The sequence below is a fragment of the Glaciecola punicea genome, assembly GCF_001756615.1.
GTDB lineage: Bacteria > Pseudomonadota > Gammaproteobacteria > Enterobacterales > Alteromonadaceae > Glaciecola > Glaciecola punicea.
Genome location: NZ_LZXY01000008.1, coordinates 14,315 through 27,740, shown reverse-complemented (window position 1 = coordinate 27,740; position 13,426 = coordinate 14,315). Strand labels below are relative to the sequence as shown.

Annotated in this window: 11 protein-coding genes; 1 reads left to right on the top strand and 10 read right to left on the bottom strand. The window is 44.6% G+C overall.

The annotated features are described in order from the left end of the window. Positions 1-102: 102 nt before the first annotated feature. Positions 103-1,572: an IMP dehydrogenase gene (guaB, locus tag BAE46_RS10290; RefSeq protein ID WP_070112679.1), complete on the bottom strand. Its 1,470-nt coding sequence runs from the start codon at positions 1,570-1,572 to the stop codon at positions 103-105. 151 nt (positions 1,573-1,723) lie between these two features. Here guaB and xseA point away from each other — a divergent pair, with 151 nt between their 5' ends. Continuing rightward, positions 1,724-3,232, top strand: a complete 1,509-nt coding sequence (gene xseA / locus BAE46_RS10285) for an exodeoxyribonuclease VII large subunit (RefSeq protein WP_070112676.1) — start codon at positions 1,724-1,726, stop codon at positions 3,230-3,232. A 69-nt stretch (positions 3,233-3,301) separates the two neighbouring features. On the opposite strand, the gene der is transcribed toward xseA, so the two are convergent. The 9 genes from der to ndk all read right to left on the bottom strand — a co-directional run bounded on the left by der (position 3,302) and on the right by ndk (position 13,340). Continuing rightward, complete coding sequence (gene der, locus BAE46_RS10280; RefSeq protein ID WP_006002613.1) at positions 3,302-4,747, bottom strand: ribosome biogenesis GTPase Der; 1,446 nt, start codon at positions 4,745-4,747, stop codon at positions 3,302-3,304. 107 nt (positions 4,748-4,854) lie between these two features. Beyond that, positions 4,855-6,090, bottom strand: coding sequence for an outer membrane protein assembly factor BamB (gene bamB / locus BAE46_RS10275; RefSeq protein ID WP_006002612.1), 1,236 nt, complete (start codon positions 6,088-6,090; stop codon positions 4,855-4,857). Then, the gene (locus BAE46_RS10270) at positions 6,080-6,715 is read right to left on the bottom strand and encodes a YfgM family protein (RefSeq protein WP_006002611.1); all 636 of its coding nucleotides are present in this window, start codon (positions 6,713-6,715) and stop codon (positions 6,080-6,082) included. Before BAE46_RS10270 ends, bamB begins: the two co-directional genes overlap by 11 nt. Positions 6,716-6,802: 87 nt before the next feature. Beyond that, positions 6,803-8,074 carry a histidine--tRNA ligase gene (hisS, locus tag BAE46_RS10265; RefSeq protein WP_081483873.1) on the bottom strand — a complete coding sequence of 424 codons (1,272 nt, stop codon included), beginning with the start codon at positions 8,072-8,074 and terminating at the stop codon, positions 6,803-6,805. 95 nt (positions 8,075-8,169) lie between these two features. After that, positions 8,170-9,309, bottom strand: a complete 1,140-nt coding sequence (gene ispG, locus BAE46_RS10260; RefSeq protein ID WP_070112673.1) for a flavodoxin-dependent (E)-4-hydroxy-3-methylbut-2-enyl-diphosphate synthase — start codon at positions 9,307-9,309, stop codon at positions 8,170-8,172. Positions 9,310-9,311: 2 nt separating this feature from the next. Continuing rightward, complete coding sequence (locus tag BAE46_RS10255; RefSeq protein WP_070112671.1) at positions 9,312-10,421, bottom strand: RodZ domain-containing protein; 1,110 nt, start codon at positions 10,419-10,421, stop codon at positions 9,312-9,314. A gap of 1 nt (position 10,422) precedes the next feature. After that, a complete protein-coding gene (pilW, locus tag BAE46_RS10250) occupies positions 10,423-11,562 on the bottom strand; it encodes a type IV pilus biogenesis/stability protein PilW (protein ID WP_006002607.1) in 1,140 nt (379 codons plus the stop codon). Between the two features lie 50 nt (positions 11,563-11,612). Then, entirely contained in the window at positions 11,613-12,779 is a 1,167-nt protein-coding gene (rlmN, locus tag BAE46_RS10245; RefSeq protein WP_070112669.1) for a dual-specificity RNA methyltransferase RlmN, read from the bottom strand. A 129-nt stretch (positions 12,780-12,908) separates the two neighbouring features. Further along, complete coding sequence (gene ndk / locus BAE46_RS10240) at positions 12,909-13,340, bottom strand: nucleoside-diphosphate kinase (RefSeq protein WP_006002605.1); 432 nt, start codon at positions 13,338-13,340, stop codon at positions 12,909-12,911. Between the last annotated feature and the right edge of the window lie 86 nt (positions 13,341-13,426).

Sequence of the window (13,426 nt, the reverse complement as noted above, 5' to 3'; positions counted from 1 at the left end):
GTAGACTACGTTTACAGGGACATACACATAATGGCAAGAGTATTCTCTGCCCACATGTATACTCCCCGCATAAAAACAAAAAGGGTATTCCCGTAATATGCCCTATCCTAAGCGATAGTTTGGTGCTTCTTTGGTAATGCTGACGTCGTGGACGTGTGACTCACCCATTCCTGCGGCAGTCACTTTTACAAACTTCGGCTTGGTGCGAAGCTCATCAATTGTCGCGCAGCCCGTTAAGCCCATCGCTGATCGCAAACCACCTAACTGCTGATGGATAATGGTAGAAATAGGACCTTTATAAGCCACTCGTCCTTCAATGCCTTCGGGGACTAATTTTTCAGCGCTGCTGCTAGTTTGAAAATATCGGTCTGAAGATCCATGGCTTTGGTTCATTGCGGCTAATGAACCCATGCCGCGATATGACTTGTAATAGCGGCCTTGATAAAGCTCCACTTCACCGGGAGCTTCTTCGGTGCCAGCCAGCATGCTGCCGACCATCACCGAGCTTGCGCCAGCAGCTAAGGCTTTTGCGATATCACCAGAAAAACGAATGCCGCCGTCAGCAATAACCGGAATGCCTAACTTATCAACGGCAGAAACAGCATCGCTTATAGCGGTTATTTGCGGTACGCCGCAGCCAGTAACTATACGAGTGGTGCAAATAGAGCCGGGGCCTATACCTACTTTAACAGCATCTACACCAGCCTTTGCTAATGCTAAAGCGCCCTCGGCGGTAGCCACATTGCCGGCAATAATTTGTAAATTGGGATATTGTTCGCGCACTTGCTTAACACGATCAATCACGCCTTGGGAATGGCCATGCGAGGTGTCAATTAAAAGTACGTCCACGCCTGCTTCAACCAGCAGTTTAATACGCTCTTCTGTGCCTGGCCCTACGCTTACCGCAGCGCCAACGCGTAATCTACCTTGCGCATCTTTGCAGGCGTTTGGTTTACTCTTAGCTTTTTGAAAATCTTTAACGGTAATTAAACCGGCTAGTTTAAAGCTATCGTCAACCACCAATATTTTTTCAATACGATATTGATGCATCAGCTCCATGACCTTGTCGGGGCTAACCTCAGCGGTCACCGTGACTAAGTTTTCTTTACTCGTCATGACTTTACTGACCGGCTCTTCAAGACGGTTTTCAAAACGCAAATCACGGCTGGTGACAATGCCTATTAAATTATTTTCGCCGTCTACCACAGGAAAACCAGAGTATCCTAGCTGCTTACTCATGGCGATTGTGGCGCCAATGGTGTCGCTTGCGCTCACCGTAACCGGGTCGAGCACCACACCACTTTCATATTTTTTGACGCGCAAAACATGATCGGCTTGCGCCTCGGGAGTCATATTCTTATGCACAAAGCCTATACCGCCTTCTTGCGCTAAGGCAATGGCAAGTGATGCTTCGGTAACTGTGTCCATAGCAGCAGACATAAGAGGGACATTTAAACTAATGCCGCGGGTGAGACGTGTTTTAAGGCTTACCATGTGTGGCAAAACTTGGGAGTGACTGGGTACTAAAAGTACGTCGTCAAAAGTATACGCTTCTTTTTCTATTCGTAACATGCAATTTGACCTATATACGAGTGGCTTAATTGCGGTGAGATTGTAGTATTTTTTCATATCTAGGTAAACTACAATTGCGTATTGTTTGAGAAAAATGTTTAATAAAGCCAATCTTTACACGTGAATTGGTCAAAAGGTAATATATTCAATTATGTTTGCAGTGCCCCAAGCCGTCAAAATAATCAGTGTTACCAAACTTAATCGCTTTGCCAAGCAGGTGCTTGAAAGTGAAATTGGACAAGTATGGGTTAGCGGTGAAATATCTAATTTTACGCGCGCTACTTCAGGCCACTGGTACTTCACCTTAAAAGATGACAAAGCGCAAGTACGCACCGCCATGTTCCGCGGGGCTAATCAAGGTGTAAGCTTTACCCCTAAACATGGCGACAAAGTGGTGGTTAAGGCGAATATAAGTTTGTATGAAGCTCGCGGCGACTATCAACTTATTGCCGTGGCCATGGAGCCCGAGGGCGAAGGCTTGCTTAAACAAGCCTTTGAAGCCTTAAAACTAAAACTACAAAACGAAGGTTTGTTTGCGCATGAAACTAAGCAAACCTTACCGGCTCATATCACTAAAATTGGCATTGTTACATCACAAACAGGCGCCGCCGTTCACGACATTTTGCATGTACTGGGCCGCCGAAACCCCAGCATAGAGGTAATTATTTACCCTAGCATGGTCCAAGGCGACGGCGCGGCGGCCTCTATTGCTAAACAAATTGAGCGCGCTAACATCAGAAATGAAGTCGATGTATTAATCGTCGGCAGAGGCGGCGGTTCACTTGAAGACCTATGGCCATTTAATGAAGAAATAGTCGCGCGCGCTATTTATGCCTCACATTTAGTGGTGGTGTCGGCAGTGGGTCATGAGGTAGATGTAACCATCGCTGATTTTGTTGCTGACATTCGCGCTGCTACACCATCAGCTGCCGCTGAATTACTTAGCACCGACAAACATGTACTAGAAAAGAACCTAAGTGAGCAAAAACGCTCACTTGTTCGGGCGCTCAACGACATGCTGGCGCAAAAAGAGCAGCAAAGAATGTCGCTACAGCAGCGATTGCAGGCGCAACATCCCGTTAAAAAGTTTAATCAAAACAGCCAGCAATTTGATTATTTGTACGCTAGACTATTGCAGCAACATCCTGCAAAAACAATTAAAGAAAAGCTTGAATCGCTTCACTATTTACACCAGCGTCTACAGGCACAGCACCCTCAGTTACGTTTACTTGCGCATAAACAAACACTCACTCGCTCGCATCAGCGATTAACTCAAGCCCTTACCAAACAGATCAATAACGCCAAACAGCAGCAGTCGAGCCAAGCAAAAAACATCTCGTTTTTATCGCCTGTTAATGACATAAAGCGAGCTAAGCAAGCTAGTCAAAAGCGTTTACTCGACTTAAGCAGTACAATGAAAGCATACGTGCTTAGCAAAGAACAACACTTAGGCAAAACAGCAGCATTACTCGATACTGTTAGTCCCTTAGCGACTTTATCGCGCGGATATAGTATGACGCTTAGCGAAAATATATTGCTAAGGTCGGTGAGAGACGTTCAAAAAAATCAGATAATTACTTCACAACTAGCCGATGGCGAAATAGTCTCCACAGTAAATTCAGTTTTGAAAACAGCTTCTCCCGCCTCACAGAGGAATTAGTTCACTGCGCTAAAACAGCAAATTTGATAGTCTTTAAACAGGATCTATAGTCTTATTTACTTCGTTACCTTACCTTTTGTCAGGTGAGGACAGTAGGCGCTTTCGTTTACGCTCTTGCGATACGGTAAGCTTACCTGGTTTGGCGTCAAAAGGATTTGAGCCTTCTCTAAACTCTATCTTTATGGGCGTCCCCATCATTGATAATGAACGCCGATAATAATTAGTTAAAAAACGCTTATAAGCATCCGGCAAATCTTTCACTTGGTTGCCATGTATGACAATTACCGGCGGATTGTAGCCACCCGCATGCGCATACTTCATTTTAACTCGTCTCCCACGCACCAAAGGCGGTTGATGATCGTGCTGTGCCATTTCCATTATATCAGTAAGCATAGACGTATTAATGCGCTTAGTGGCCGACTCGTATGCCTCTTGGACCGATTCGAATAAATGTCCCACTCCCGAGCCGTGTAGGGCTGAAATAAAATGCAAGCGAGCAAAATCAACAAAACCTAAACGGCGATCAAGCTCCTTTTTGACTTGGTCTTTGACGTGGTTGTCTAAACCGTCCCATTTGTTAACGGCAATGACTAAGGAGCGACCGGAGTTTAAAATAAAGCCCAACAGCGATAAGTCTTGTTCGGCAACACCCTCTCGCGCATCAACCACAAGCAAGACCACATTGGCTTCTTCAATCGCTTGGAGAGTTTTAACGATAGAAAATTTCTCAACAACGTCAGACACTTTCTTACGTTTTCTAACACCCGCGGTGTCTATTAAGACATATTCGCGACCATCGCGCTGCATAGGAATGAAAATACTGTCGCGGGTGGTACCGGGCAAATCATAAACAACAACGCGCTCTTCCCCTAAAATTCTATTCGTTAAGGTCGACTTGCCTACGTTAGGCTTACCCACAATAGCCAGTTTAATGGGCTGTGCTTGCAGCTGTTTAAGTTTTTCTTGTGCATCGATTGTTTCTTCTTCGATACTCGGTGGCGCTACATGCATGTCTTTAAATATCTTATCTAACGGCGACAACACCGCTTCTATTAGCTTAGACACACCGCGGCCATGCGCCGCAGCTATTTGTAACAAACTGCCCATGCCTAAAGTGTAAAAATCTGCGCTTTCGCTGTCGCCGTCTAGGCCATCAACCTTGTTAACCACAATATGAACGGGCTTTTCTTGCTTACGCAAATGCTCGCTTATACCAATATCAGTGGGCGTTAGTCCGTCTCTTGCATCAACTAAAAATAGCACAACGTCTGCTTCTTCTATGGCCAATAAAGACTGATGCGCCATGCGCGCGTCTATGCCTTGCTCATTGCCACTAATGCCGCCTGTATCAACCACGATAAACTGGCGCAGCTCAAAGGTAGCGGTGCCGTATTTGCGATCGCGGGTAAGACCAGGAAAATCCGCTACTAACGCGTCTCGAGTATTGGTTAAACGATTAAATAATGTAGACTTTCCAACATTTGGGCGCCCTACTAAGGCTATTACAGGTAACATTTTTTTCTCAAATTAGGTAATAAGTAAAAAAGCGCAAACAAAAACGCCAATGAGAGAACCATTGGCGAAGTTTAAACGCAATAATCAACGGGTGCACATTAATTAGATTATTCGGGCGTACTAAGCACACTAATTTCGCCGTCTCGGGTTTGCACAACAAGCAATCCGTCTATAAAAACAGGCTCATTGTATATAGCCTCGTTTTCTCCCCTTCCCACTTCTATGCGCGACACGTATTTTCCTTCGTCTTGCGTAAAGTAGTGCAAATAGCCGAATTTGTCGCCTACAGCAATGTAATCGCCCACGGGGGTAGCAGCGGTTAAATTTCTTCTTCTTAGCTCGCCATTAGACCAAAGCTCTACACCGTTGCGTCTGTCAATTGCATAAATACTGCTGTTGTTGTCTGTCACAAACAAGCGATTCCCATCGATAGACACATTGCGAAAAGAAGCGTATTCGCGCGTCCATATCACATTTCCAGAACGCAGCTCAATCGCGGCTAGTGAACCCCCATAGGATACCAGAAACACGGTGCCGCCAAAAACAAGCGGCTTAGAATCTATGTCAACTATGCGGTCAAGTTCAGTTGCGCCGGTGGGCTTAGCCACTTCCGATTCCCAAGCGGTTAGGCCGGTGTCAATGATACTGACTCTTACACGACCGTTAGCTAAACCAACAATAGCGCCACCAGCGGAGGCAGTTGGCGCCGATATACCTCTTAGCGTAAGGGGAGGAACATCAGAGTCATTTTGCCATTTTACTTCACCGGTAAGCGCATCTAAGCCCATTAATGAACCAGAAACAGTGTTAACAACGATTATGTTTGCGTCTGCAGCCGGTGCAGCTATCACTTCACTTGGTACATTCGTCTGCCAATTTATACTACCATCGGCCTCGTTTAATGAATAAACAACGCCGTCTTCAGTGCCAAAATAAATTGCATTGTAGGCCGCGGTTAAACCACCCGAGATTTTAGCAGATACCGAACCTGCAAATAAGCCATAGCCATTGCTAAAAGAGCTTTTGGTACTCTTACGGCTAATATCACGCGACCAAATGCGCTTACCCGTGTCAGGGTTAAGGGCAACAATTTCGCCCTGCCTGTCGGCGGCAAAAATTTTGCCGTAAGCCACCGCTGGGGTTAATCTTGAGAAAAATTTTTCTACGCCATCACCTACCGATTCAGACCATACAACTTCGGTTTCAAACGCCATGGTTATTTCCGGTAACTGCCTAATTTCTTTTTCTTCATCGTCGTCAAGCCAGCCACCTATGGTAGCGCAGCCGCTTATGCTCATGCCAAGTATAAGCGTAGTTGATAGCTTTAGAAATTTATTCAACATTGCCACCTATTTCTTGCGTTTTTGCAAATGCAATATTATCTCGCTTCATTTTTAAAGTAGGGTTGTTTGGCATTTGCGCCATTGCTATTGTGTAGGCATTTTGTGCGCCATCAAAATCGCCCATAGCTAACAAGGTATCGCCTCTTAACTCTTCGACTTGATTCTCAAAAGACGTTGATTCAAGCGAATTTAGCACCGCCAATGCTTCATCCTTTTCGTTCATTTGAAGATGCACGTTAGCTAAACGTATACGCGCAATATCGGCAATAGTTGAGTCTTGGCTAATGGCAGTTTTCAAATGCATTTTGGCATTTTCGTAATCTTCATCTTGCACTGCTCTTTGTGCCAGTATCATGGCAGCAAGTGGTGCGTAGCCTGTGTCACTTTTCTCAGCCACAAACGCCGCAAGGCCTTCTTTGTTGCCGTCATCTACGAAGCTTTCTAAGCTAGCATTATACGCTGCAGAAGCCTCTTCCTTCGCAATTACTTGTGAATCGTTATAAAAACGCCAGCCCCACAGTAAACCCAAACCAATGATCGCGCCAGCAATAATCGCCATACCATTGTCTTTCCAAAATTGCTTTATGGCCTGTACCTGCTGCTCTTCGGTTTCGTACCCTATCATTTTTATTGTTTCCTTATTTCAGATCTCAAAACATCGCGTTGATTTGTTTCAATATTTATTAATATGACTGTCGTTTAACCTCGTTGGCTAGTGAATGTCTGCCAGTAATGCTAATAATGTTTTTTCATTTACTTGGTTTTGAGGGCTTTCTTTACGTAACCACTTAATCCCAAAGGTATTCTCTTTGACTTCATTTTCACCAATAACGATGGCAACTTTCGCCCCGCTTGCATCAGCTTTTTTTAGTTGTTTTTTAAAGTTTCCACCGCCGCAGTGCAGCTGGACCTTTAAGTACGAAAACTGGTCGCGCAAATTCTCAGCCAGGCGCAATGCGATTAACGATGCATCAGCCCCTATTGCCGTCACGTAAACGTCGGCATGATTAACCATTGGCTCTAGCTGGGTAGACTCGATTAATAAAACCAATCGCTCAATACCCATCGCAAACCCTACGGCGGGAGTCGCTTTTGCGCCAAGCTGTTCCACTAAGCCGTCGTAGCGACCGCCTGCACAAACAGTACCTTGGGCTCCTAAAACATCGCTTACCCATTCGAAAACAGTACGATTATAATAATCGAGACCGCGCACTAAGGCTGGATTAACGTGGTATTTGATGCCTAAAGCGTCTAATCGTTCACATAAACTCATAAAATGTTGATGTGACTCTGGATCTAAATGATCAATAAGCTTAGGTGCATTTGCCACTATAGCCTGCGTATTTTTGTCTTTAGAGTCCAACACGCGCAGTACGTTGGTGTGCAGTCTTCGCTTGCTGTCTTCATCGAGTTGATCTACATGCTGACTTAAGTAGTCACTTAGTAGCGCTCGGTAATCGCTGCGCGCTTGAGCATTGCCTAAGGAGTTAATTTGCAGCGCTACTTTGTCACTTATACCAAATGACTTCCACAACCGAGCCCCTAGCAATATCATTTCTGCGTCTATATCAGGACCTTCAAAACCGAAAGCCTCCATACCTAACTGATGAAACTGCCTGTATCGACCTTTTTGTGGGCGCTCGTGCCTAAACATAGGGCCCATATACCACAGGCGCTGCTGCTGATTGTACAGCAAGCCATGCTGAGTACCTGCGCGCACGGCGCATGCGGTGCCTTCTGGGCGTAACGCTAAACTGTCGCCATTGCGATCTTCAAAAACATACATTTCTTTTTCGACAATGTCGGTAGCTTCCCCCACAGAGCGTTTGAATAAATCGGTGCTTTCTACAATAGGGGTACGAATTTCTTGATAATGGTAGCTATTGGCTAAGTCACGGATACGCGCTTCAACAAACTGCCAAACAGGTGTTTGTGAAGGTAAGCAGTCATTCATACCACGAATTGCTTGAATAGTTTTAGACACTGATAACTCGCGTTACTGATAAAGCGCAATAGTATAAGGATTTTGGTACGTGGGGTAAAGAAATTAAGCGCGCAAAGCACACTTATAGTAAGCTTTTATGCATCCCCATTTGACACCAAAACATCAATTCTATTTTTTTCATCAAGCATTGCTGTTTTTGCGGCAACTTTTGCGCGGATTTTTTGCTCAAGTTTATCCACTAACTGATCGTTTGCAAAACGCTCGCGTTGACGAATACCATCCTCATAAAACCCGCTCATGTTGCGCGCACCCGTTAGGCCTATATCGGAAATCTCAGCCTCACCAGGGCCATTTACTACGCATCCTATTATAGACACGTCTAAAGGCATTATAATGTCCTCTAATCTTTGTTCAAGCGCATTCACGGTGCTTATTACATCAAACTCTTGCCTTGAACAGCTAGGACAGGCAATCAGATTAATGCCTCGGGCACGTATACGCAGCGATTTGAGAATATCAAAGCCCACTTTAATTTCTTCGACCGGGTCTGCGGCCAATGACACACGAATAGTATCGCCTATGCCTTCAGCTAGCAGCATACCTAAACCGACCGCGCTTTTGACAGAACCCGAACGCAGCCCACCTGCTTCTGTAATACCCAAATGCAAAGGCTGACTTATCTGTTTAGCCAGCAGCCTGTAAGCCCCTACCGCGAGAAATACATCAGAAGCCTTGACCGAAACTTTAAATTGGTCAAAGTTTAATTTATCGAGAATATCAACATGGCGCATAGCAGACTCTAATAATGCCTGCGGTGTAGGTTCACCATACTTTTCTTGTAAATCACGCTCTAGAGAGCCGCCGTTTACGCCAATTCGAATAGGGATATTATAGAAGCGGGCGCAGGCTACGACGCTCTTAACACGCTCAATATTACCAATATTGCCAGGGTTAATGCGCAGACAGTCTGCGCCATACTCCGCTACCTTAAGCGCTATTCGGTAGTCAAAGTGAATATCGGCCACTAAGGGAATACTCACTTGCTGCTTAATCAGCTTAAATGCTTCAGCCGCGTCCATAGTAGGCACCGACACTCGAACAATGTCAGCGCCAACGGCTTGGATTCTGTTGATTTGCGCAACGGTTGCAGCAACGTCAAGCGTTTCGGTGTTAGTCATTGACTGCACCGCAATGGGTGCACCATCACCAACCGGCACACTGCCAACGTTAATACGAGTAGATGGACGACGCTTTATGGGAGATTCTGAAAACATTCCTAGCTCTCAACTGTTAAAGTAAAATTAGCCGCTTGACCCGAGGGGTATACGGACATGTCGATGGCTTTCCCGCCAAAATCGATATCCACATTGTCAGGTGTACATAAAATTATCTCAATGGGCGCTAAACCTGACACTTCCATTACGCGCCCCTGCTTTTTGATACCAATAGCAATTGTTTCATTGTTTACATCTTTTACGCTCACCCAACAGTCTGTTTTGAAGGTGAACGCCATATTTATGCTGCCATCAGCGTTCATACGCACGCCATTCACCACCTTTGCAGACGTTGCAGGGCTTATGTTAACAATGTTAGGTACAGCAGTTTGAAACTGCTGGTTAGCTTCATTGTCTGTTTGGTCTGTTTGGTCTGTTTGCTCTAACACCTCAGCGTTAGCGTCGAGGCCTTGCTCTGAGTCTTCATTTTCGCTTAAATTGGTAATGTTAGATGCGCTGTTGTCAATGTCTTCTTCTAGGATTTCCGGTCCGGTGTTTAAGCGGGCAATGTCTTGTTGTTCTAAGTTTAAGCCAAGCACACTCTCTTTTTTGCCAATACTATCAGTTTCAGAAGAACTTGTGCTTGCCCCATCCTCAGACTGTTCACTCTCACTAAACAATTTATCAAGTGTTTCTGATACAAAACGTTGCGAAGTCGTAAGAGAGTCTGATTGCTGCGCCCACCAGCCAATGACAGACCCTAACACTAATAGAGCCACCACAACAGTAACCATATTCCATTTATGATCATCGGCTTCGCGTGACACTCTTTTAGAAAAACTCTGTAACTTAGCGGGCTGATTACTACGCGAATGAATTCTCTCGTAAGCATCAAGCAAGGGCTGTACTTCTAGATAAACCAATTTTGCATACAAGCGCACGTAGCCTTTACTAAATATCAGTGAAACGCCCGGCTCTAAAGCATCATTTTCAACTGCCTTAACACTGTTTGGACGAAGATGAAGCCTGTCTGCTACTTGCTGCTGGGTCAAACCCAAGTCTTCACGTGCTTTTTTTAACTGTTTGCCTGGACTATTTTCGTAATCAACACTTTGGGTCTCTGCGTTAACCGATGACGATGTTTGTTGTAATTTTTTGTCTTCATCACTCATTTTAAATTGGTTCCTTTACCCACAACTTAGTGCCTATTCGGATCGAAGATGCATCTTCTAAGTTATTCCATTCTAGCAGTTTTCTTATCTTCACGTTATATTTCAGCGAAATGCGATATAAATTTTCTTTTGCCTGAACAATATGAAACTGTCTTAGTTGCGTAGCTACTGCGTCTGGAATATCTACAGCGGGTATTTGCGTCATCTGTGTCGATTCAGATGCCAAGTTACTCTCATTCTGACTAGCCGGATTCGCAGCATTACTGGTCGCAATGTCATCCATGGTAATGGTAGAACTGGCGGGTATGTCGCCCACTTGGGAACGCGCATTATTGTCCGGTCTAATTTTTTGTGTAATGGCCATATTAGCTTGAAACTTACCAATATGTTCCAATGCTTTTGCTGTATTTGGATAAGACGGATACAGCGTTCTTAATAGTTCAGAGTATTCTACCGCTGCGCGAACATCATTTTGTCCTTGCGCGACTTGAAATGACAGCCACAAAGACTCTTTGGAAACACCCGCGCTTCGCTCATACTTAAATAGTGACCTTTTTGCAGCGTCAAACTGACTTGTTTGCATATATAACTGCGACACAAAGAGCAGGCTTGAAGCGCGCGTGGGCTGATGATTAAGCGCACTGTCAAAGTATGCAATTGCCTCTTCTATTTTCCCTTGGGTTTGTGCACATATGGCTAAATTCTCATAGGTTTGAGCCGTTGATACATACCGTTTATCGTCTACGGCTCTCAAAAAATATCGCTTTGCCTGCTCGTAGTCGCCCTGCTTACACAAAAAAGCCCCGTAGCTGTTTAATACATCGGGGTCGTTATTAGAATAATCTATCGCTTGCTTATAATACTCTTGCGCGCGCGTAACTTCGTCTACCTGCTGGTAATAAAACGCCATGGCAAAGTTTGCTTGCCCCGAGAGAGGATCGAACTCTAAGGCTCTGTCTAAGTTAAATTTTGCTTGACTGAAACTGCCATTTTTTAAATACGTTAAGCCTAAGCTTACCCGTGTTTTGGCCGCTTCCACTTTATCAAAATCACCCGCTCCTTTAAATCTCTTATCGGCGGGTTGAGACCCACAAGCACTTAATATAAGCACTACTGCGACTACACATATTTTCTTCAACATAAGACCTTCGCCTTTAGCTCCTCACTATTGAAAATATAGTGCAGGCCTGATTACTGGGTTACTCTGACCGATATTGGTTTGCCTTGCATTTGCTTCTTTAATAGGCGCTTTGTTCTATCCACCACGTCGCCTACTAACTGTCCGCAGGCAGCATCAATATCATCACCTCTGGTTTTTCTGACTACGGTGGTAAAACCATAGCTCATTAGTACTTTAGAAAAGCGATCTATTCTAGAATTGCTAGAGCAGGTATAAGGCGAACCAGGGTAAGGATTAAACGGAATTAAATTAATCTTACTTGGCGTATCTTGTAACACTCTGGCTAGTGCATGAGCCTGGTCTGTGCTGTCGTTAACACCATTAAGCATTACATACTCCACCGTTACTCTACCCTGATTAGCTTTTGACTTAGCTAAATAACGCCTAACGGCCGCCAAAAACTCTTCAATAGGGTACTTTTTGTTCACCGGCACTAATTCATCGCGCAGTTCATTGTCTGCTGCGTGCAAGGATATCGCCAATGCCACATCTATTTGATCACCCAGCATGTCTAGGGCAGGCACAACGCCCGAAGTTGACAAGGTCACACGGCGTTTAGATAAACCAAACCCGAAATCGTCAAGCATTATGTCCATCGCGGGCACGACATTTTTTAAATTCAGTAACGGCTCTCCCATGCCCATCATGACGACATTTGTAATAGGACGTTTTGATGTATCTTTTGACAAGCCAATAAAAGTCGCCACTCGCCATACTTGGCCAATAATTTCCGCTACCGACAAATTGCGATTGAAGCCTTGCTGCGCGGTAGAGCAAAACGTGCATTCAAGCGCACAGCCCACTTGCGAAGACACACATAAAGTAGCGCGATCGGTTTCGGGGATCCATACTGTTTCTACTTCTTGCCCGCCATCGAGCATTATAGCAAACTTGATGGTACCGTCTGAGGCTTGCTGATGCTCAGATATTTCAGGAGCACGCACTTCGCATAGGGCAATGAGCTTTGCACGTAAATCTTTATTTAAATTGGTCATTTTGGTGAAGTCGCATTGGCCTTCTTGATAAATCCACTTCATCAACTGCTCTGTTCTGAAAGGTTTCTCACCAATGCTCGACAAGTACTCGCGTAAACCATTGCGGTTAAAGTTAAGTAAATTGACTTTTTTTGTCTGCGCGGCAGTTTTATCCTGCGCAGCCCCTTGTACGATAACCGACATGTAACACCTATCTAAACAAATATTTATATATAACGATGACCCTACTGTATGTGAGTCGACTCAATTTTAAGTTCACTTTTGATGAAAAAAGGGAGCAATTGCTCCCTTTTTCCCAAAATGTACTCATGCTTAGCGTGTGCGTGGGCAAATCTCTTCATCAGAGAAGAAATACGCTATCTCACGCGCCGCTGATTCTGGCGCATCTGAACCGTGAACTGCATTTTCATCAATTGATGCAGCGTAATCAGACCGCAAAGTGCCTGCGGCAGCATCGCTTGGGTTAGTTGCACCCATTATTTCCCGATTGCTAAGAACTGCATTTTCGCCTTCTAAGACTTGCACCATAACCGGACCTGAAGTCATAAAGTCCACTAAAGCACCAAAAAATGGACGTTCTTTGTGTTCAGCATAAAAGCCTTCGGCTTTATCTTTGCTCAAATGAAGCATTTTCGACGCAACTATTCGTAAGCCTGCTGATTCGAAGCGATTATATATTGCGCCTATTGCATTTTTAGCAACTGCGTCTGGTTTAATTATCGAAAAAGTTCGTTCTAAAGCCATGTTTTTTTCCTACTTATTCAAATTTTTTGTGTGTATTTTATTACAAACGCTTGCGCTAAATATGTTCTTATATAACGTTCTTCAAC

Excerpts from the sequence above, each read along its gene's own strand:
- pilW (WP_006002607.1), bottom strand. The coding sequence starts at position 11,562 with ATGTTGAAGAAAATATGTGTAGTCGCAGTAGTGCTTATATTAAGTGCT.
- xseA (WP_070112676.1), top strand. The coding sequence starts at position 1,724 with ATGTTTGCAGTGCCCCAAGCCGTCAAAATAATCAGTGTTACCAAACTT.
- BAE46_RS10255 (WP_070112671.1), bottom strand. The coding sequence starts at position 10,421 with ATGAGTGATGAAGACAAAAAATTACAACAAACATCGTCATCGGTTAAC.
- ispG (WP_070112673.1), bottom strand. The coding sequence starts at position 9,309 with ATGTTTTCAGAATCTCCCATAAAGCGTCGTCCATCTACTCGTATTAAC.
- ndk (WP_006002605.1), bottom strand. The coding sequence starts at position 13,340 with ATGGCTTTAGAACGAACTTTTTCGATAATTAAACCAGACGCAGTTGCT.
- bamB (WP_006002612.1), bottom strand. The coding sequence starts at position 6,090 with ATGTTGAATAAATTTCTAAAGCTATCAACTACGCTTATACTTGGCATG.
- rlmN (WP_070112669.1), bottom strand. The coding sequence starts at position 12,779 with ATGTCGGTTATCGTACAAGGGGCTGCGCAGGATAAAACTGCCGCGCAG.
- der (WP_006002613.1), bottom strand. The coding sequence starts at position 4,747 with ATGTTACCTGTAATAGCCTTAGTAGGGCGCCCAAATGTTGGAAAGTCT.
- BAE46_RS10270 (WP_006002611.1), bottom strand. The coding sequence starts at position 6,715 with ATGATAGGGTACGAAACCGAAGAGCAGCAGGTACAGGCCATAAAGCAA.
- guaB (WP_070112679.1), bottom strand. The coding sequence starts at position 1,572 with ATGTTACGAATAGAAAAAGAAGCGTATACTTTTGACGACGTACTTTTA.